The sequence below is a fragment of the Pseudomonas medicaginis genome, assembly GCF_965119365.1.
Taxonomy (GTDB): domain Bacteria; phylum Pseudomonadota; class Gammaproteobacteria; order Pseudomonadales; family Pseudomonadaceae; genus Aquipseudomonas.
Window position 1 is genome coordinate 4,215,057 of the sequence record NZ_OZ221631.1, and the last position, 20,155, is coordinate 4,235,211.

At 62.7% G+C, this 20,155-nt stretch carries 12 protein-coding genes; 5 read left to right on the plus strand and 7 right to left on the minus strand.

Features of this window, described 5'->3' with window-relative positions; genetic code table 11:
* Nucleotides 1-2: 2 nt before the first annotated feature.
* Nucleotides 3-1,565: a L,D-transpeptidase family protein gene (locus ACMTA2_RS18595; protein WP_413791181.1), complete on the minus strand. Its 1,563-nt coding sequence runs from the start codon at nt 1,563-1,565 to the stop codon at nt 3-5.
* 162 nt (nt 1,566-1,727) lie between these two features.
* Between ACMTA2_RS18595 and ACMTA2_RS18600 the strand changes: the two genes are divergently transcribed.
* Nucleotides 1,728-2,411, plus strand: coding sequence for a murein L,D-transpeptidase catalytic domain family protein (locus tag ACMTA2_RS18600; RefSeq protein WP_413795687.1), 684 nt, complete (start codon nt 1,728-1,730; stop codon nt 2,409-2,411).
* 86 nt (nt 2,412-2,497) lie between these two features.
* On the plus strand, nt 2,498-3,454 hold the full coding sequence (locus tag ACMTA2_RS18605; RefSeq protein WP_413791182.1) for a class I SAM-dependent methyltransferase: 957 nt from the start codon (nt 2,498-2,500) through the stop codon (nt 3,452-3,454).
* Here the strand turns inward: ACMTA2_RS18605 and ACMTA2_RS18610 are convergent.
* From ACMTA2_RS18610 to ACMTA2_RS18625, 4 genes are all read right to left on the minus strand, one after another.
* Nucleotides 3,423-8,543, minus strand: coding sequence for a dermonecrotic toxin domain-containing protein (locus tag ACMTA2_RS18610; RefSeq protein WP_413791183.1), 5,121 nt, complete (start codon nt 8,541-8,543; stop codon nt 3,423-3,425). The genes ACMTA2_RS18605 and ACMTA2_RS18610 overlap by 32 nt on opposite strands.
* Before the next feature lie 139 nt (nt 8,544-8,682).
* On the minus strand, nt 8,683-9,285 hold the full coding sequence (locus ACMTA2_RS18615) for a LysE family translocator (RefSeq protein ID WP_413791184.1): 603 nt from the start codon (nt 9,283-9,285) through the stop codon (nt 8,683-8,685).
* A gap of 53 nt (nt 9,286-9,338) precedes the next feature.
* Nucleotides 9,339-10,175: an AraC family transcriptional regulator gene (locus ACMTA2_RS18620; RefSeq protein WP_413791185.1), complete on the minus strand. Its 837-nt coding sequence runs from the start codon at nt 10,173-10,175 to the stop codon at nt 9,339-9,341.
* A 131-nt stretch (nt 10,176-10,306) separates the two neighbouring features.
* The gene (locus ACMTA2_RS18625; protein ID WP_413791186.1) at nt 10,307-10,729 is read right to left on the minus strand and encodes a GlcG/HbpS family heme-binding protein; all 423 of its coding nucleotides are present in this window, start codon (nt 10,727-10,729) and stop codon (nt 10,307-10,309) included.
* A gap of 283 nt (nt 10,730-11,012) precedes the next feature.
* Here ACMTA2_RS18625 and ACMTA2_RS18630 point away from each other — a divergent pair, with 283 nt between their 5' ends.
* Nucleotides 11,013-12,098, plus strand: a complete 1,086-nt coding sequence (locus ACMTA2_RS18630) for an aromatic ring-hydroxylating dioxygenase subunit alpha (RefSeq protein WP_413791187.1) — start codon at nt 11,013-11,015, stop codon at nt 12,096-12,098.
* A complete protein-coding gene (locus ACMTA2_RS18635) occupies nt 12,095-13,045 on the plus strand; it encodes a PDR/VanB family oxidoreductase (RefSeq protein ID WP_413791188.1) in 951 nt (316 codons plus the stop codon). The genes ACMTA2_RS18630 and ACMTA2_RS18635 overlap by 4 nt, the downstream gene beginning before the upstream one ends.
* 179 nt (nt 13,046-13,224) lie before the next feature.
* Here the strand turns inward: ACMTA2_RS18635 and ACMTA2_RS18640 are convergent, their stop codons facing one another.
* Both ACMTA2_RS18640 and ACMTA2_RS18645 read right to left on the minus strand, forming a co-directional pair.
* Nucleotides 13,225-13,938 (minus strand): GntR family transcriptional regulator, encoded by a 714-nt coding sequence (locus tag ACMTA2_RS18640; RefSeq protein WP_413791189.1) that lies wholly within the window; start codon nt 13,936-13,938, stop codon nt 13,225-13,227.
* A gap of 121 nt (nt 13,939-14,059) precedes the next feature.
* Nucleotides 14,060-15,091: an Ldh family oxidoreductase gene (locus ACMTA2_RS18645; protein ID WP_413791190.1), complete on the minus strand. Its 1,032-nt coding sequence runs from the start codon at nt 15,089-15,091 to the stop codon at nt 14,060-14,062.
* A gap of 220 nt (nt 15,092-15,311) precedes the next feature.
* On the opposite strand from ACMTA2_RS18645, the gene ACMTA2_RS18650 reads away from it, so the two are divergent.
* Nucleotides 15,312-20,126: a dermonecrotic toxin domain-containing protein gene (locus ACMTA2_RS18650; protein ID WP_413791191.1), complete on the plus strand. Its 4,815-nt coding sequence runs from the start codon at nt 15,312-15,314 to the stop codon at nt 20,124-20,126.
* Nucleotides 20,127-20,155: the final 29 nt, after the last annotated feature.

The window sequence follows — 20,155 nt, forward strand, 5'->3', positions numbered from 1 at the left end:
GCTCAGAGCGCGCGACCATGGGCGGCAGCCAGTGTCGCGTCACGCCCGTAGATATCCGGGATGTACACCGCCTCGCCCTGGCTGTCCGCTTGGGCTGTCCAGTAACCCAACAGGATCGCCACGGGCCGCGCCAGCCTGAACTCATGGGTCGATTCACTGGCCAGCAAGGTATCGGTGCGTGCCCGTTCGGCCGGGCTCACCAGCAGGTCGCGCAAGTGCATCACTTGCTCGATCCGCACGCAGCCTGAACTGAAGGCCCGCGGGCCTTTGCTGAACAACGCCTGGCTCGGTGTGTCATGCAGGTACACCGAGAACGGATTGGGAAAGCGGATCGCCATTTTACCCAACGGGTTCTTCGGGCCTGGATCCTGGCGCAACATGAGGTTGCCCGGATGCTCCCAGTCGATATCCTCCGCCAGCAACGGCAGGCCATCACTGTCGAGGATCCTCAGGTTGTGGCGGGCGAGAAACTCTGGATCGCGGCGGATTTCGGGGAGTTTGTCTTCGCGCATGATGGTCGGGGGAATGGTCCAGGCCGGGTTGAGCGTCAGCCGGGTAACGTGGGATTTGAGCAACGGGGTCTGCCGTTGCGCACGGCCCACCTGGGTGCGGGTCTGCCAGACCGGCGCGCCGCCCTGGTAAACCGTCAACTGCGCCGCGGCTACGTTGACCAGGACACTGTCGGCTTCCACGTCCTGGGCCAGCCAGCGCATACGTTCCAGGTTGATGCGCAACTGCTCGCGGCGCATGGCCGGGCTGATGTTCAGCTCGGTGACGGTCCACGGCCCCACCACGCCGTCGGCCTGCAGCGAATGCCGGGCCTGGAAACGCTTCATCGCGTCAACCAGCGTGGGGTTGTAATGCTCGTCAGTCGCCTGCGGCGGCGTACTCAGATACCCCTCGTTGAACAGTCGCTGGGCCAGGGCGGGGACACGGGCGTCCTGTTTGTCCGGTTGCAGCAACGACCCACCGGGCACCGGTTGCCAGGCGGATAGAGGCTGCTGCCGTAGCCGGGCATAGAGGCCGCGCAGGTTACGGTAAAGGTCCAGGTTCGGCCGCGCCTGTTCAAAGGCATCGGCCAGGTCGTGCCGGCCCAGCCCGGCGATGGCCAGCACCACGGCCGGGTGATCCTGTGGTTGCGGGCTGGCCTTCCATACCGGTTCCAGCCGGTCTTGAGACAGGTAGCCGAAACGCAGGTCATGCAAGGCTTGCAGGTAGCGCTGGCTGATGGCGATGTCGGCACAATGAGGGCCTCGGGCGGCGCCCTCGACCGGCAGGCGATAACGGGCCGGATCCAGGCCGTCATCGGCCAATTGTTGCAACTGGACCTGCAACGCCCCCCGTCGTTCGTCGTCCGACCAGACGTCCTGGCCTGCGTTTTGCTGATAGAACGCCTGCAAGTCGAGCAGCGTCGGAAAGTCGACACCCACCGCCACGTCCGGGCATGCGACCGGCAATTGCGCCAGTGTGGTCTGCACGAGAGCCGGATCGCTGTCTTCGGCTGTAGCGACCAATGGCGCAGTGAGCAATAAAAGGCTCAGGTAACATGCGGACTTTTTGAACAACTGCTTTACTCCAATCCATGGCCGTCTCGCTGACGGTGAATTTTGCGACAGGTACGACCCGCCATCATGCAGACAAACGAAACCGGACGGGATGCCGAAAACGAACACCACGCTGGAAACCCCTCGCCTGTAGCAGGCTTTTTGCGCCGACTCGGCCTGGTCATGCTGGGCCTCGGCGTCATTTGCAGCCCGGCGCTGGCCGAAAAAAAGGCGAAGGCGCAAACGCTTTACCACAGCCTCTCCCAGACAGCGCCGGAACTCAATCCCCTGGCGCTCAAAAGTGCCTTGAGCGCCATGCAATGCGCCGTCGCCAATGGCGCCAGCCAGGCCCGTCACCTGGCGGTCATCGATTATTCCCAGCCTTCCACGGCCCGGCGCCTGTGGATCTTCGACCTGCGCCAGAAGAAGCTGGTATTGCGCGACCTGGTGGCCCACGGGCAGAAATCCGGGGAGAACTTCGCGACGCAGTTTTCCAATCGCCTGGGCAGCTATCAGTCAAGCCTGGGCCTGTTCCGCACCCAGGAAAGCTACCAGGGCGCCCATGGCTACTCACTGCGCATGGACGGCCTGGAACCGGGCTTCAATGATCTGGCCCGCGATCGAGCGATCGTGATCCATGCCGCCGACTACGTGAACCCGTTGTGGAGTGTGCGCCAGGGTCGCATCGGGCGCAGCCAGGGCTGCCCCGCCGTACGCCCGCAAGTGGCGCGCCAGGTGATCGACAAGCTCAAGGGCGGGCAATTCATGTTTTCCTGGTACCCGGACCCGAGTTGGCTCAAGCGCTCGGCCTATCTCAACTGCCAGCCGCAGCAGGTGGCGAGCATTCTGTCTACCCGCGGTGGCTGACCAGGCCGTTGCTGCCCAACTGAGCGGGAGCAAGCTCCCGCGCCACAGGTTAAAATGCCGGCCTTTCGAATCGCTGGCCTTGCCTGATGACCCCTCAAGTTCTACATGACCTGCACACCCATTTGCTGACAGCCCTGGCCTCCCCGCCGGAAGAAACCCGCCGTTTGTTCCATGGCCGCGGCCGTTGCTGGCCGGGGCTGGAGCACATCACCGTCGACTGGCTGCAAGGGATTGTGCTGGTTTCGTTGTTCAAGGAACCGGAACCGGTGCAGTTGGATGACTTGATGTCCATGCTGCTCGCTCTCGCCGCCTCGCCCGCCTGGAAAAACAGCGGCGCCCATACACTCGCCGTGCAACACCGCTACCAGCCCCAGAGCCTCACCCAATGGCTGGTGGGCGAGCCCATAGACGAATGGACCCTGACCGAAGGTGGCCTTCGTTACCGGATCGACCTGGGTAAGAAGCAGAACAACGGCCTGTTCCTCGACATGCGCTACGGTCGCGACTGGGTGCGGGCCAACGCCCATGGCAAGCGGGTGCTGAACCTGTTCGCCTACACCTGCGGCTTCTCAGTGGCAGCAATTGCTGGCGGCGCACGGCATGTGGTCAACCTGGACATGTCCCGTGCCGCCCTGAGCCGTGGTCGCGACAACCATCGCCTGAACGGCCACGACCTGAGCCAGGTGAGTTTTCTCGGCCACGACCTGTTCAAATCCTGGGGCAAAGTGATCAACAGCGGACCCTACGACCTGGTGATCATCGACCCGCCGACCTTCCAGAAAGGCAGTTTCCTGCTGACCAAGGACTACCAGCGGGTCCTGCGTCGACTGCCGGAGCTGCTGACGGCCGATGGCGCGGTCCTGGCCTGCAGCAATGACCCCGCCACAGGCCCGGACTTCCTCATCGACGGGGTCACTCGCGAAGCCCCCGGGTTGGCCTTCAGCGAACGCCTGGCCAACCCGCCGGAGTTTCCCGACATCGACAGTCAGTGCGGCCTGAAGGCACTGGTATTCATAGGGGCAGCACCGGCCACCAGGCATTGACCAGGCCCATGGTGACCCGGCGCACCAGCGCTTCGACCTCGCGGCTCTTGACCGAGCGGTAGATGGCCATGGTGCGACGCAACTGGTCTTCGGTGAGGGTCACCGGCCTGCCGGCGGCCCAATCCACGTCCGCGACAGCTTCCAGCCCTGTGCGGCGCCAGACGGTTCGCTCGCCTTCCGTGACCGGTTCCAGGGCGCTGGGCAGCTCCGGATCCGGATGCACCAGGTTTTCCAGCATCACCTGGGGCCAGCGGGCGGGATTCACCGGCCCGCTGAAGGCATTCACCAGGTCGTCATCGAGGGTTTCCCAGATCGACAACCCTTCAGCCCACTGGGGCGACATCAAGCCCAGGTAAGGCCGCCACAGCATCTCGCCCGCGCTCGGAGTTTGATCGTTGCTGTTGAAGGTGTCCTGGGCATCGCTGAGCCAGTCGATGAACGCATCCCGGCTCATCTGCGCTTCCAATTGCACGGGATCGGGAAACCGCGCCATCAGCGCGTACTCCCAGTTGGAATGGTGATCCGCCAGGAAGCCGGCAAACGGCGCTCCGTGCCGGGAGAGTCGCGCGCGCATGGCCGACTGGAACATGCGAAAGTGCAGCTCCAGCTCGGGGAGGTCGGGCTGTTCCCTGTCCAGGGTACGGGCTTGCAAGCGCGAGCGCAGTTGCCGCAATTGCTGGTCGAAGTCACCGATCAAGGTCGGCAGCCGGTCAAAAGCACCCGGATAGCCTATGAAGTGCTGCAAGACAGCTGCAGCCCGCTGGCGAACGCTGAACGCCAATCCGGCCGTCGTGCCATTATCGGCGTCACGCGCGAGCGTCGAAAACCAATCGATGAAGTTGCGCAATCCCGGATCATCTCGAGCGACTTCCAGTGCCCTCTGGAGCGAGGGCGAAATGTACAACCAATCATCGACGGTGTAGCGGAAAGACTCGGGGAAGATCTGGCGAAGGGCGTTGACCTGTGCGCTGGGCAGCGGGTTGTCATCGAGCCACACCCCAAGCGAATCATTATTGGCCAAGGGCGCGAGCGACGGCAGCAGGTCAGATTCGATGCTGGTGATGCGATTACCGCTGAGGTCGACGACGAAGGTGTCGAAGATGGACACCTCGGTGTGCCTGGCCAGCACCGACAATGCCAGTTGGGGCACTCGTTCGAGCCCGCTGCGACCCAACTCCAGCGTCATCAGGTTCGCCAATTCCGGCAGTTCGGGCAGGTCCCGGCAGTTATTTTCGTTCAGGCGCAGTTCCCGCAGCGCCGTGGCGGCTCGCAGGAAGACGCTGCCTTCCTCGTCCAGGCGCAAGCCACAGCGCCCCAGGTTCAGCGCGAGCAAATCCGGCAGCGAAGTGGTCAGGGTCTGCAGCTGTTCAGGCGTGAAGCTCAGGTTGTCGGTCCAGATGACCTCACGCAGGGACGGCAGCGTGGCCAGGCTACTAATGGCAGCAGTCACCTCGGCAGGGGTTCCCGCCTGTACGCTGCCTATGCCTGAGAGGTCCAGGCTCCAAAGAGGGATGTAGGGTTCGGTGCCCAGCAACGGCGTGAACACATTCGCGTCCAGGTGCAGCGGGTTGCGGCTCATGGACAGCTCCACCAACGCCGGCAACTGCGCCACGGCAGCGGGGACACGAGTGAGATGATTGTCCCGCAGGTCCAGCGAATCAAGGCCAGGGAACATCCTCAGGAAATCCGAAGGATCCTCCACCAGCCCCAGGTTGGTCAGGATCATCGTTTCGATGTGTTCCAAACGAACGGCGACCGGGGGCAGTCGGCCGATATTGACGTTTTCGATCCGCACCACCAGCTCACTGCCCTCGCTGCCCGGATCGGGTGCGCGCTGCCAGGCACGACGGATGACCCGGGCGACGCCCCGGCGTTGCGCCAGCAGCGCCTCACGGTCCAGCGCCTGCTCGACGGGATGATGAAAGCCCTCGTGCTCCTCCCACTGGCGCAACCCTTGGTCCAGGGTAGTCCATTCGTTTTCCAGGCGGCTGACCAGGTCGTTGAAGCGGATGCCATCGCGTTGCGCCTCGCCAGCCAGGCCCGATCGCAGTCGCGCCAGGGCGTCCCCCGCGTGGGCGGGAAACAGCCGTTCCAGCCGCCGGTTCAGGCTGGCGTTCCACTCTGGCAGCGGCAGCCGGCCGCGACCGCTGAGCGGATAGACCAGGTGCCCGTTCAACCACTGCGGGCGAGACCCGAGGCTGCCCAGGTTGCGCATTGCCAGGTACGGGCGCAGGGCCTGCCGGTTTTCCAGGGCATGGGCCAGCAACTGGCTGCGAAGCCTGTCCGCTTCCCAGATGTTCACGCCCAGCGCCTGGCGCGCATCGTCCGGCATGGCCCTCAGCAGCGCGTCTTCCAGGCCCAGGGCGCTCGCCAGTTCCTCGCCGTTCTCGTCAAAGGGGCGGTACCTGTCGCCTTCCTGGCGGATGACTTTGAAAGGCCCACCCTGCCCCACCTCGATCGGTTCAGGCAGCTCGCGCAACCATAGGCGCAGGTGCAAGCGTCCCTGTAACGAAGGGGTCTCGGCCAGCAGGTGGAGCACGATGCGGTCTCGATCGACCGTGCTTTCGCCCCGGGCCAGGGCGCGCAAGGCCCGGCTCAAACGCAATTCACGCAGAGCTTCGGCGCCCCGCCTGCCGAGGTCTCCAGTCACCCGCCCTTCAAGCAGACGCTGTCGATCATGACCGGAGATGCCGCGCACCAGCTCGTTGGCAATGGCGTCAGGCAGGCCCGGGAACGCTCGGCTCAATGGAACCGCCAGTGGGTCGAGCCCGCTTGTACGGGCCATGGCCAGGGTCAGGCGCGGGGCATCGCGCTCCAACCGCTCGGCCCATCGCCCGGCCAACAGGCGACTGCGCTCCAGCGGGCGCAAGCCGAGACTGTTCTGTCCCAGCAACGCGGTCTGTTCGTCCATCCGAAGGCCGTCCAAAATTCCCGCCGCCCAGGATTCTTGGGCAAGATCGGCCCGGGTCAACAGGGTAAAGCGCGTATCGGCCATGTCGCCCACGGGATACAGCCTTACGCCATCGTGGTAGCGTAATGTCATGTCCTCCGGCCAACCCGGCAATTCCGCCAGCGTCTGGACGATTCGAAAATGCAGGCCCTGGGGCGCCTCGCCACGGCGCAGGCGCTCGATCGTGTGCCGCACCCATTGCCAGTTGCGGGCATCATCCAGGGCATCGACCAATATCGCCGGCATCGGTAACCCCTCGACTTGCAGATAGCGCAAATGGGCCTCGCTGATGCCAATCTGGCTTTGCACAGCAAGGATCGTGGGGGTGTCGAGTTCAGCAGGCGTCTCGGCAAACGTGCGCAACAGTTCCGGATTGCTACGTTGCAACGGGTTGCGATGCGTCCATTGCCAGCCACGGGAGCGGCTCCACTCCAGCGGCGGGTTGACGCCCCTGTGCCCGGAGGGCAGGCGCAGGCTCAGCTCGGCCCGCGCGCCCTGTACTTCAAAGTAACGGCCCTCGATCCGCACCCAGGCATCGTCGGGCGTGCGCCAGACGCCCCAGGCGTCCTGCTCGGCCTCCACCGGTGGCAGGCGCCGCGCCTCGAACGGGAGGACGTCGCCGTTCCACAGCCGGACGCTGCCGTCGGCCACGGGCATCGGCTCGATGGCTGCGCCAACAAAGCCCAGATAGGCGCCTTGGGCGACCCCGAACAGCACATTGAAGATATGCTCGATCCCTTCTTGCGCATGGCCTTCGTTGAACGCCTGGATACCTTCGAAAATTTCATACACCAGGCGCACCCCGCCGACCACCGCCGCACCCATGCCAATCGGCGCGCAGAACGGAAAAAAGGTCGCGGCGAGCATCAGCGAGCGCTCCACCAGACTCTCCCAGTATTCCAGCCGCGCCAGCAGCGCCCGCCGATCCTGATCCCGGGTCGACACCATCAATGCCGAGGCGTTGCCCAGCGCATGGCCCCGCCATTCGTGGTAGGCGGCGTGCCAATGATCCTCGCGCACGTCATTCAGGCCCCAGGCGACCCTGGGCACGGGGACCCGAATGCGTCGGGGATCGTCGCTCTCACCCTGCTCGCCCTCACGCCAACCGGTGATGCGAGCATGGATTTCCTGGAACAGATTGGGGTTATCGGTGATCGTCCACTCCACCTGATCGTGCAGGGCCGCCCCCAGGCTGGCTTGCAAGCGCAACGGGAAATATTGCGTCAGGTCCTGGCGATAACTGCGTTTACGGACCCGCTCGGTCAGCTCCGCCGATAGCGCCTGCAAATTTGCGAACTGCTTGAGCGGAGCCACGGTATCGTGGGGCATGTGCAGGACGATCGGACGAACACCGCTGGCGTCGCTCGCCAGCCCCCAGTACACCCGAGCGCCGAACAACGGCGCGGACAACAGCTCCAGCGCCTTGACCTCGCAGGCCAAGGGCGTCACAGGATGCGCTTCCAACTGGACACCGGCATGGGCCAGCAGCCGCTCACCGGTGCTATCCAGGCGTCCAGCCAGCTTGGCCTCGTAGGCATCATGAACCAACAGGCTGCGCGCGTACGTCATGTAGGCTTTTGCCACGACCGGGACCTCACCGGCGATGCGGGGTAGCCGCTGTTCGAGCTTCTGTCGGTACGCCCCACCGACGTCCACCTGTCGGCAGAGGCTGGCGAAACTGGCCGGGGTCATGTCCAGTGGCGCACGGCTCGTTGGGGTGTCCCCCTGGTTGAACTCTCCCGCCCTGCCCTGGATGAACAGCTCGCCCTTCTTATCGAAATCCCCCCCGACAACGGCGTCGGCGGGAGGGTAGTTGCCCAGGGCCGCTTCGATCACCGACAGCGCGGGATCGGTCACAAAAGGCCCTCGCCTGACCCGCGCCCGGCGTATGGCATCGACGACGCTGCCGCCGCCATTCACCCGGCTCCAGCCTTGAACCTGCGGCTGCATCTTGAGCAGATCGAGGGTAAAGGCATAGGGCGATGGCAAGTCGGTGAGCAACGCGTTCAGTGCGTCGCTGTCGCGCTGCAGTTGCCGGGTGAGCACCTTGAAGCGTGCCTTCTGGGGCCTTGTGGCCTGTTTCAGCCAGGCGGGCAGCCTGGCCTGGATGAACTCGACATGGGTATCGAGGGTAGACATGATGGACCTCCATCCTTGGGGGCAGTTGCAGACTCGACCGGTAACGTACGCTCAACCGGCGCGAACCCGATGCTCCAAGAAATGGCCGTCCCTTGGAACTGTCCAACCATTGCAAGGGGTTGCGGGTCAAAGCAACCGTCTACACCACCAACGTCAACCACGCTGACACCAGCAACAACAACGCCATGGTCCGGTTGAACCTCCCCATCGCCACGGCGGAACGGCAGAACCTGGCGGCGCCGCGGCCCAGGCAGGCCCAGACCGTCATGCATGGGATCGATATCGTGAAGAACGCCAACGACAGCCAAAGCACGCGCACGGTGCGGTCGGCCTCGGCGCCGGCAAAGACGCTGACCACCGCCAGCGCCATCATCCAGGTCTTGGGGTTCACCAGTTGTAAGCCGGCCGCACCCGCCAACCCCAGTCTTGGGCCCTCGACAGGCCGGTGCGGGTCAATGGCCTCGGCCGGAGCGCGGAAAATCTGCCAGGCCATCCAGCTCAACCAGGCGATACCAGCCCATGAAAGCAGCGTTTGAATCGTGGTATGCCGGGCAAGCACATCCCCCAACCCGGTTCCCACCAGCAACACCAGCAACGCCGCCGCCGTGCAGGCGCCAAAAATGATCGGCACGGTAGTCGCCAGACCGAAGCGCGAGCTATGGCTCAACACCAGGATATTGGTCGGGCCCGGGGTGATGGAGGCGACAAAGGCGAACAAGGCAAACGGCAGTAACTGGTCCATGGAGCAACGTCTCGTTGAATGATCGTCACTGGATCATCCCCACGAAGGCCTGCTCAGTCTGGAATAATTGAGCAGCGCTTACGGTAGTCCGCCGGGCTCAGGCGATAGGCGCGCTGGAACCAGCGGCCCAAATGGCTTTGGTCGGCAAAACCGAGCATGGCCGCGACTGCCACGGCGCTCTCTCCGCCGGCCAGCAAGCGCCGGGCACGGGCCAGGCGCAACTGGATCAGATAAGCATGGGGCGCCAAGCCGAAGGCGGCCTTGAAGGCGCGGGTCAGGCGAAAACGATCCACCCCGGTAACCCGCGCCAGGTCATCCAGCCCGATGTCTTCGCTCAGATGACTGTGCAAGAAATCGCGAGCCTGTTGCGCGACCAATGGCAGGCGTGGGTCGGGGCTGATCCGCACGCGCCAGTGCAGGTGCTGGGTCAGGTTGGCCAACAGGGTATCGAGGGCCGTCTGGCGCACGATGCGGATTTCCTGCTCGTGCAGGCTCTGGAAGGCTAACGCCGTGGCGTTCGCCAGCCATGCATCGTCGCTCAGGGTCGCGGCGAATCCCAATTGGGCATTGTCCGGCGCCACGTCGAACAAGGAACGCAACTCGCGCTCCAGCCATTGGGGTTCCAGGTACAACGTGCGGTAGGTGAACCCGTGGTCATGGGGCGCATTGCCGTCGTGCAGTTCGCCGGGCTCAAGCAGGAACACCTTGCCCGGCGTGCTGTTGTGCTGCTGGCGACGACAATGAAATTGCTGCACGCCTTGCTCGGTCACACCCACCAGATAGGCGTCATGCCAGTGGGGATCATAGGCATGTCCCTCGAAATGCGCGCGCACGGTCTCGATACCGGACGTGGCGTCCTGCTTGAGATCGATCCAGTTGCGCACCGTCATGAGCCGCCTCGTTTTGTGTACCCGACCGAAGCAGATTAACCGCTCGTAGGGATGACGTCTGGAAGATTTGTGCAATTCCCGGTGGGAGCGGGCTTGCTCGCTCCCACAGGTTATCAACCTCGTCCTCAGCGTCAGGCTTGCGGGGTTATAGGCAGCACCGCCTCCATTGCCAGCCGCGCCAATTCCGCATCCTGCTCGGCCCTGACCCCGGACACGCCAATGGCGCCGATGCATTGACCGTCATGACGGATCGTCACCCCACCTTCAAGCATGCCCTGCAGGTGCGGAGCGCTGAGAAACGCGTAACGCCCACCATTGATCATGTCTTCGAAAGCCTTGCTGTCGCGCCGGCCCATGGCGGCCGTGCGGGCTTTTTCCGTCGCGATATAAGCCGATAACGGCGAGGCATCGTCCAGGCGCAAGAGCCCGAGGGGATGGCCACCGTCGTCCACCACACACACCGACACCGCCCATTGACGCTGGTGAGCCAGCTCCTTGGCCGCCACCAGCAATTGGGCAACGTCCTGCTCAGTGAGTAATGCTTTGGTCTTCATGGATCACTCCGTGTTGTGCGACAGCATGCCGGCTAGACAATCAAGCACCCGGTCCAGCAGGTCTAGGAATACCTCTTCTACCCACCATAGCGCACCTGCCGCCATTCATTGAAGCCCTGGGTCCGGTGGCCTGTCGGTTCCGGAGCGATCACCCGACGGCCCACCAATGGATCCACTACATCAGCCAATTGTCCTTTTTATCCTGCAAAATCGTTGACAGGCAAATTAGTTAAGAGCGTTAATGGATCCATAGATAAAAACAACATCCGCCTGGAGATCCGTCATGTACCCCAAAAATGCCTGGTACGTTGCCTGCACCCCCGATGAAATCGCCGACAAGCCCTTGGGCCGGCAGATTTGTGGTGAAAAGATGGTTTTTTACCGTGGGCAGGAAGGCAAAGTCGCGGCCGTGGAAGATTTCTGCCCCCACCGTGGCGCCCCGCTTTCCTTGGGCTACGTCGAAAACGGCAACCTGGTGTGTGGCTACCACGGCTTGGTGATGGGCGGTGATGGCAAGACCGTCGAGATGCCGGGGCAACGGGTACGGGGATTCCCGTGCAACAAGACCTTTGCGGTGCAGGAGCGGTATGGCTTCATCTGGGTCTGGCCCGGTGACCCGGCGCTGGCCGATTCGGCACAGATCCATCATCTGGAATGGGCCGAAAGCGATGAATGGGCCTACGGTGGCGGCCTGTTTCATATCCATTGCGATTATCGCCTGATGATCGACAACCTGATGGACCTGACCCACGAAACCTACGTCCACGCCTCCAGCATCGGCCAGAAGGAAATCGACGAGGCGCCGCCGGTGACCACGGTCGAAGGTGATGAAGTGATCACCGCCCGGCATATGGAAAACATCATGGCCCCGCCTTTCTGGCGCATGGCCCTGCGCGGCAACAACCTGGCCGACGACGTGCCGGTGGATCGCTGGCAGATCTGCCGTTTCACTCCGCCCAGCCATGTGCTGATCGAAGTCGGCGTGGCCCATGCCGGCAATGGCGGTTATCACGCCGCGCCGCACTTCAAGGCGTCGAGCATCGTGGTGGACTTCATCACGCCAGAAACCGAGACCTCGATCTGGTACTTCTGGGGCATGGCCCGGCACTTCCAACCACAGGATGAAGCCCTCACTGCGTCTATTCGCGAAGGCCAAGGCAAGATTTTCAGCGAAGACCTGGAAATGCTCGAACGCCAACAGCGCAACCTGCTGGACCATCCGCAGCGCAACTTGCTCAAGCTCAACATCGATGCCGGCGGCGTACAGTCCCGGCGGGTGCTGGAGCGCTGGATCGCCCGTGAGCGCGAATCGCAGGCGGGATTGATTGCCAGCACCCATCAGCCACAAGCCGCGGAGCAACGGTCATGATCGAAGTCCAGGTCACGGCGCGGCACAACGAAGCGCTGGACATCTGCAGCTATGAATTGGCCCGGGTCGATGGACAGCCGTTGCCCGCTTTCACCGCCGGCGCCCATATCGATGTGCACCTGCCCGGCGGCTTGATCCGCCAATACTCGTTGTGCAACCACCCCGAAGAGCGCCATCGCTACCTGATCGGCGTGCTCAAGGATCCGGCGTCCCGCGGTGGTTCGCGCGGCTTGCACGAACAGATCCTGCCCGGCATGCGCCTGCACATCAGCGAACCGCGCAACCTGTTCTCACTGGCCCCACACGCCCGACGTAGCCTGCTGTTCGCCGGAGGCATCGGCATTACGCCGATCCTGTGCATGGCCGAGCACCTGGCCCAGAGCGGTGCCGCGTTCGAGCTGCATTACTGCGCCCGCTCCCGGGACCGTGCCGCCTTTGTCGAACGGTTGCGCCAGGCCCCTTACGCCGACCAGGTGTTCCTGCACTTCGATGAAGAACCTGAAACCCTGCTGGACGCCGCCAAGGTGTTGGCCGCCCCCGGTCACGATTTGCACCTCTATGTGTGCGGCCCCGGGGGGTTCATGCAGCACGTCCTCGACACCGCCAAGGGCCAGGGTTGGCAGGAAGACTGCCTGCACCGCGAATACTTCGCCGCCGCCCCCATCGACACCCGCGCCGATGGCAGCTTTTCGGTCAAGCTCGCCCGCAGCGGGCAGGTGTTCGACGTGCCGGCTGACCGCAGCGTGGTGCAGGTGCTGGAAAGCCATGGCATCGAGATCCCGATCTCCTGCGAACAAGGCGTGTGCGGCACCTGCCTGACCCGGGTACTGGAAGGTGTGCCGGAGCATCGGGACATGTTTCTGACCGAGGTGGAACAGGCCTGCAACGACCAGTTCACCCCGTGTTGCTCCAGGTCGAAGACCCCCCTGCTGGTACTCGACCTCTAACGTGGAAACGCTGTGAGCTTGCTCATGAAGCGGTATCGGGGGTGACTGCCCCACCGCTTTCGCGAGCAGGGTCGCTCCCACAGTGGGATGGGGCGTGCGCAGCCTTTGTGTAACACCGCTGAACCCTGTGGGAGCGAGCCTGCTCGCGAAGGCGGCGGCACAATACAGCAGCCGCGGGGTTACTCCGAGCGCAGGATCACCGTCATCCGCTCGTCAGCCGGCGTCGAGCCGAACACTTCGGCGTAGCGCAGGGTCGCGTTGGCATGCTCGCGCATGATCGCCTCGGCACGGCCACTCTGGCGATTGATCAGTGCGTCGAACACGGAATGGTGTTGCATGTGGGCATAGTTGAAGCGGCGAAATTCGCCGGCCATGTTCTGGCGATCCACCGCCAGGGCGGTGACTGACGCGAATGGCAGGTGATCGTTGCGAGCCAGGGCGTCGGCGATCGCCGGGTTGTGGCTGCCTTCGACGATCACCTGATGAAAGCGCATATTGAGGTCGTGATAGACCTCCAAGTCATCCTCGGTGACATAACCCTTGGCGAACAGCTCATCGCCCTGCGCCAGGCATTGCTCGAGCGTCGCGCGGGCCTCCTCGGACAAACCATGCTCGGCCGTCTGCCGTGCCGCCAAGCCCTCCAGCACACCACGCACCTCCACGGCACCGGCGATTTGCTCGGCACTGACCGAGCGCACCTGGAAACCTCGCCCGCCAAAGCGCACCAGCAGCCCTTCCTGCTCCAGGGTGCGGAACGCCATGCGCACCGGCATGCGCGAAACACCGAACAACTCGGCCGTGGGGATTTCCATCAAGCGCTCGCCCGCGGCCAGCTCGCCCGAGGCGATCATCTTGCGCAGCGCAACCAGCACCGTTTGGCCGGGCTTACTCATCCAGGCGATTCCAGAGAAAAGAAGCCGTCATAGTAAAAGGCTTGGCGCAGCGTGTCACGGCAAGGTAATAGGGCCAGGCGCAAGGCCGGCGGCAACCACGCTGGCTGCCACCGCAAGCAGGTCAGATGCCCGCCAGTTCCCGCAGATGCGCCACCGTTTGCTCGTCCAAGGTAATCCCCTGCTCGTTGGCCTTGCTGCGCTCGCGATGACGACGGTCGCCCGGCAACCGTCGCAGCCCGACGCCATGCATCTGTCTGACCAGTTCCCGGCTGCGCTCGGCGAAGTCTTGTCCGGCGGCCTTGCTGGGGTCGATCACGATCAACAGCTGGCCGGTCCACGGCGTCTTGGCTCCCGGATGATTGCTCCAGTCGAACTCGAAGGAAAAGTTACCCCCGGTCAGGGCCGCTGCCAGTAACTCGACCATCATCGACAGCGCCGAGCCCTTGTGTCCGCCAAACGGCAGGAGCGCGCCGCCTTCTAGAATCGCCTTGGGGTCGCGGGTCGGTTGGCCGAGGCTGTCCACGCCCATGCCCGGCGGCAACAACTCCCCCTTGCGCGCGGCAATCTGCACATCGCCGTGGGCGATGGCGCTGGTGGCCAGGTCGAAGACAATCGGCTCACCGTCGGCCCGTGGCGCGGCGAAGGCAATGGGGTTGGTGCCGAACAACGGACGGTCCGCGCCATGGGGCACCACGCACGTCATGCTGTTGACCACGCTCAACGCCACCAGGCCCTCATAGGCAAACGGCTCGACATCCGGCCAGAGCGCCGCGAAGTGATGGGAGTTGCGAATGGCCAGGACCGCGATCCCGGCGCTGCGGGCCTTTTCCACCAGCAATGGACGCGCCGCCGCCAGGGCTGGCTGGGCAAAGCCGTTACCGGCGTCCACCGCGACGAACCCTGACGCCACGTCTTCGACCACTGGCACGGCCTTGCCGTTGACCCAGCCGCTGTTCAATGTCGAGACATAACCGGGAAGGCGAAACACCCCATGGCTATGGGCTCCGTCGCGCTCGGCCCCCGCGCAGTTTTCAGCCAGGCACCGGGCGACTTCGCTCGAAGTGCCATGACGCAGGAAAATCTTCTCCAGCAAGCTCACCAGAGCATCGAAGGACAGGGTGCAAGAAGCGGCATGATCGGATGGCGCAGACATCTGAAGCTCCGGAATGATTGTTGGAGGTAGCAACAGCGTAAAGGACCCGCCCGGTGATTAAACACTGTTTCAGGCGCGCACTGTCAATCCTTCCCCACCGCAGATCAAAGAAGCCCGGCGTGCAGTAACTATGTACCACCCTTGCCCATCCATCGTTGCCTAGTCTGGCCGCTTGCGCCCCATTCGCGCCGCCTTGCGGCGCCTTGATCGAGAAGCAACGATGCCCACAGAAACCACGCCACTGCGATTCCCCGAGGTCTTGAACGCCACTCGCCTGGACGACTTGACCGCGCCCCATGGGCTGACCCAGGCCGACCTCGACTGGCTACATCACGTCGCCCTGCCCAGCCATGCCCAACGTGCAGCGCAAACGCCACCGATGTCCGCCGAAACGGTGTTGCTCCAAGCCGAGAACAAGGCGCCGATCCCATTGGCCGGCTGCTTTGTCCTCAAAGCCCTGGCCGATAGCGACGCAACCGTCCTCAAGCCCGCGTTCCTTTACACACCGGACAAGGGACTCAGCAAATTCAACGACCCACAGGCCCTCGAAAACAAGATCGATGAGATGCTGCAGGACACCGCGGGGCGCGACGAACTGTTTCGCTACCTGTCGATTGCCCAGCGCAGCGAACTGAACAGCACCACCGACATCACCCAAACCCGCCAGCTCATCAACGAAGACGTTTTCAAGGCGCAGATAGCGTCCATCGAATACGCCCAGCGCCTCAACGCCCTGGCCATGGTGAATGAGCTGATCAAACTGCCCACACTCACCTCGATGCTGGACCAGACCCTGAGCGAGCGACTGCCCGACTTCGATCAACGACAGGTCCGTGTAGCCCTGCGCAAGGGCGTCCCGCTGGGCGCCCCCCTTGCAATCCCGGTCACTGAAAGCATTCCGCTGAGCGACGCCGTGCTGGTTTACTTCCACAATCAGGGCTGGCCTGTCGGGCATGACGTCGACCTGACTCACCCCGGCACGAGTGCGCACACAGCGCAGCAATGGGAAGGGATCATCAAGGCCACGGCCAGGAACCTGATCCCCCTACTCAGCCAATGCATCAACGCCTACTGGGAGGCGAACAGCCCCTTCCACCTATCGCGCCGCCAGCTTCTTGCCCGCGTCATTCGCGACGCACTGGGGGCAGCGATCCTGATCGAGCGCGAAAAAGGACAACTGACCGAAGCCCAAGGCCAGGAGCTGCTTCGACTGTTCAGGCCTTCGCGCCGGGACGAGCCACTGCTGTTCATCGAAGCGATTCGCCTCTGGGAATATGCGCCGCGTTTCGTCGAACTGGCGGGCTCGTTGATGATCAGCGGCAAGGATCATTACCTCTACACCCCCAGCCACGGCCTGCAGAAAGTCGCCAACTACCTGGGTTTCAAGGATGCGCTGCTCGATACCCGCGCCAGCGCCAAGCCCGGGCAAGCCCTCTACAACCTCTTGAGCCTGGAGGAACGCAACCGTTTCCTGCGCTTCGACCAACCACACGTGTCGGGCGAATCGTTGAACTTGCCGGTGGCCGAATCCCTGGCTGACAGGATCATTGCCAAGCAGTTGGACAATCTTCACTACGCGCTGGAAATGTCCCGCCAGGGCGACGTCAACCTCCATTCGCTCCTCGACAAGGCGCTGGACATACGCACCTTGATCAACAAAAGCCTGCTGGATCAGAAAACCGATGGGCATTGGGGCACGCGACCGGCGTTTTATGGCAACCTGCGACCGTCCAACTTCAGGGCCGACCAGTTGGAGAGGAAGATCAGGAGCTACACCGACGTCGAAGACACGTTCCACACCCGATTCATCAACCTGCCATCCACCAACACCCCTTCGCTGCACAGTGGACTGAACAACCTGCTGCCGGCACTGACCAACGTTTTTTCACTGGGCCTGCGTGCCGAGGCCGAGCTCAGGGAGCTTGACGGAACGCTGCCAGCCGCCACACATGACTTGATCAGGAACGTTTTCGCCTACGATGCAGACTACCCGGACCGCACGCAGCGCCAGAGCATCAAAGGCTTTCGACCGGATGTCTACTCCCTGACGCTGGCCTACCGCGCCGAAGGCAACACCGCGTCCCTGCCCCTGCCCAATTGTTTCCTGCTGACCGAGCGCGGCGGCCTGGACACCCCCTATTCCGGCATGGCCATCCTGTGGTCCCCCACCGGCGGTCTACAGGCGTTCGCGAGCGTCGACCTGGCCACGGCGCAACTGAACAAAAGCCTGCTTGACACTCGAAAGCGTTTTACCTGGCTCTCGAACCTGGCGCCCGCCCAGCGTAAGCCCCATGGCCGCTATCAACTCCAGGCGTATGAGCTGCTGGAGGACAATGTGCTGGTGGATCGAATGAATTCGTTCATCCAACGGTTCAAGGACGAGCACAGCTACTTGAGCACATTGAAAGCCGGGCATTGGACACTGAGCGGGACTGCGTTGCGAAACAGTGTCGACGCCTTGCAGAACCAAGGCGCGCCCACCAACCTGAAGCGCGCCGTGGCCATCGCCCAAGCCAACAGGCGACAACAGAAACTCCCCGCTTGGCTCGGCACGGCGACCCTGGAGGATCAACGGCTGCATATCGAATTGCTCGAGCAATACAAGAACAGCGTGGTCGACGCCGATGCCAAGGACTACCTGGACGGTATCGAGCCACTACGCACCTACGTGCATAACAAGCTCAAAGCGTTACTGGACGCACGCTTCCCCGGGAAAAACCTCGACCCCGACACCCTCCAGATCACACCCAACCTTGCGGTCGTGGGGCCGGCCAGCGCCTTGACCGACTTTGCCTTGAATCATATCGAGGTGACCCGAAATGGATTCAAGGTTTCGTCAACCTCCACGCGCGCACTGCCGGAGGGGTTGAACGAGACGGCGGTCAGGCAACTATTATCGTCATTGGATATTGTCACCACCTATAGAACGCAGGTGGTGGACAAGCTTTCAGGCTCCACCACGCAGGTCTTGCAAAGGCGACGGCGGTTCCGCCAACAACTGCCCTGGCAACTGCTGCAACACGCTCACGCCCGGCATCTGCAGCAACATCTCTCCAGCCAGGCGTTCGACCTGATTCGCCAGGTACTGGACATGCCGGACGCCATCGCGCGCAGCGCGGTTGAAGGCGCCAGCGCGCTGTTTCGCCCAGTGGAGCTGATCAAGACCAGCGGTGCTGCGGCGGTCAAGGCCCTCGGGCTTTACCTGGTGAGTTCGAACGCCCCGGCAACCAGCCCGCTGGTGCTATATGCCCCTTATCACTCAGGCCATTGCTTCACCGAGTTCAAGGACGAAGCGAGCGTGGTCGCGGCATTCAACACGCCCGGTGCGCTTCAGGATCTGCTGATTCGCCGGCTTCCCGGGGGCCAGCAAGCCATCTTCAAGAACCTGTTCGCCTCGACACTCGGGCATCTTTCGGAAATCACCCTGGGCTCCACCCCTATTCGTACGAACCTGTTCGACACGCTGTTCGACGACAACACCAGGTTGCTAGCGGAGCTGTTGGACTCGCAGGCACAGGACAAGCGCCCATTCGATTGGAGCACCGTCCTGCACCTGTTCAGTTCGGGCATCCGGTTAGTGGGAAGACAGCTACCGGGCAAACTGACGTTCATAGAGACGCTGTGGGAAAGCTACCAGGACTTCAAGGCGTCTTCCGAGGCCCTGCAAGCGGATGACTGGAAAACCGGCGTGCACAACTTCATTGCCGGCGCCGCCGAGATGGTGTCGCTGGGCATGCTCAATCGCGACGATACATTCGGCCTGCTCGACCCCGTTGAACCGGCATTGCCTAGTGCCCCGTCGGCGCTCAACTGGAAGGACATCGCTTGCACCGGCCAACTGCGTACCGACCTGGGCGTCTTCGAGGCCATGGGCGTCAGCCTGTCGACCCTGCAAGAAAACCTGGCGGACGGCACCTACAAGGCCGTGGAAACCAGCAAGTTCTATATCCCCCTGGCCGGCAAAGTCTTTCAAGTGGCAAAAGCCGGCCCAGCCTGGCGAATCATCCATGAACACGGCGAGGGGCCGTTATTGAAGAAGTCCCCTGATGGCCGGACATGGGTAATCGCCCCCCAACGCCAGACCATCCGCTTTGGCAAGGCCGGGTCGAAGATGGCCATCACCTATAGCGACTTCAAAGCCAAGGGGTCATTGAATATTGAAGCGCGAGGCATGGCTGAGATACGCCGCAAATATCCCCATCGAGCCAATGCAATCGTGCAGGCACTGGAGACCGCGCGGTTCTACTCGTTCAATGCCCTTCACAACCTCCATCAACTCAAGCGACAGGTTCTTCCGGGCTCTCGACTGGACAGGTACCTTAAATCGTTTTTTGGTGTCAGCCACGTCGATGCCCGTCTTCTGAGCAAAATAGAGACTGCGATCTCACCGATATGCCAGGCATTGGCCGACCCGTCCTGGGAATTGCAAAATGCGAACCGCATCGTTGTCGGCCACCTCAAACACCTGGAGGACAGAGCGACTGCATTCGTGCTCGAACCGGCCGCCGTTGGAAGAATCTACATCACGCAGTTTTTCTTCGACATGGGACTGGATTGGTACAAGACCGCCGTGCCCGATACCTTTAATGTCGATGCCCATGCCCAGGGTGCGACCTTCATCCATGAAGTTTCCCATCAGTTGTTCAATACCCTCGACATCATCTATCTGGACGCGGCACTGCCCTTCCTCGACCTGATCTCAACGGCGACTTATCTGGGGCAAGTGCACTACGACAAGCAAAAGGACCTGCAAGCCAATGGGCTTTCGTCGACCACTCCAAAATCAAAACTGTTCACACAATGGGACAGCACCGACAACACTTACAAGAAGGTGGAGTTGCTGCCGTTATACAAGGAGACAACCCAGGAGATCTTGAAGATAACCGGCGCCAAAACCATGGAGCACGCTCGCGACGATTTTCTGGATCCGATTTTGCCGGACAAGCGCATCGACGTCATACTTCGCAACGCCGACTCGATCACGCTATTGATTTGTGAATTAGGGCGGCAACTCGACGCGAGTCCCTCCCGGTAACTGGCCGTGTGGTGATCCGCACAAAGGGC

Excerpts from the sequence above, each read along its gene's own strand:
- ACMTA2_RS18635 (WP_413791188.1), top strand. The coding sequence starts at position 12,095 with ATGATCGAAGTCCAGGTCACGGCGCGGCACAACGAAGCGCTGGACATC.
- ACMTA2_RS18620 (WP_413791185.1), bottom strand. The coding sequence starts at position 10,175 with ATGACGGTGCGCAACTGGATCGATCTCAAGCAGGACGCCACGTCCGGT.
- ACMTA2_RS18645 (WP_413791190.1), bottom strand. The coding sequence starts at position 15,091 with ATGTCTGCGCCATCCGATCATGCCGCTTCTTGCACCCTGTCCTTCGAT.
- ACMTA2_RS18630 (WP_413791187.1), top strand. The coding sequence starts at position 11,013 with ATGTACCCCAAAAATGCCTGGTACGTTGCCTGCACCCCCGATGAAATC.
- ACMTA2_RS18625 (WP_413791186.1), bottom strand. The coding sequence starts at position 10,729 with ATGAAGACCAAAGCATTACTCACTGAGCAGGACGTTGCCCAATTGCTG.
- ACMTA2_RS18600 (WP_413795687.1), top strand. The coding sequence starts at position 1,728 with ATGCTGGGCCTCGGCGTCATTTGCAGCCCGGCGCTGGCCGAAAAAAAG.
- ACMTA2_RS18610 (WP_413791183.1), bottom strand. The coding sequence starts at position 8,543 with ATGTCTACCCTCGATACCCATGTCGAGTTCATCCAGGCCAGGCTGCCC.
- ACMTA2_RS18615 (WP_413791184.1), bottom strand. The coding sequence starts at position 9,285 with ATGGACCAGTTACTGCCGTTTGCCTTGTTCGCCTTTGTCGCCTCCATC.
- ACMTA2_RS18640 (WP_413791189.1), bottom strand. The coding sequence starts at position 13,938 with ATGAGTAAGCCCGGCCAAACGGTGCTGGTTGCGCTGCGCAAGATGATC.
- ACMTA2_RS18605 (WP_413791182.1), top strand. The coding sequence starts at position 2,498 with ATGACCCCTCAAGTTCTACATGACCTGCACACCCATTTGCTGACAGCC.
- ACMTA2_RS18650 (WP_413791191.1), top strand. The coding sequence starts at position 15,312 with ATGCCCACAGAAACCACGCCACTGCGATTCCCCGAGGTCTTGAACGCC.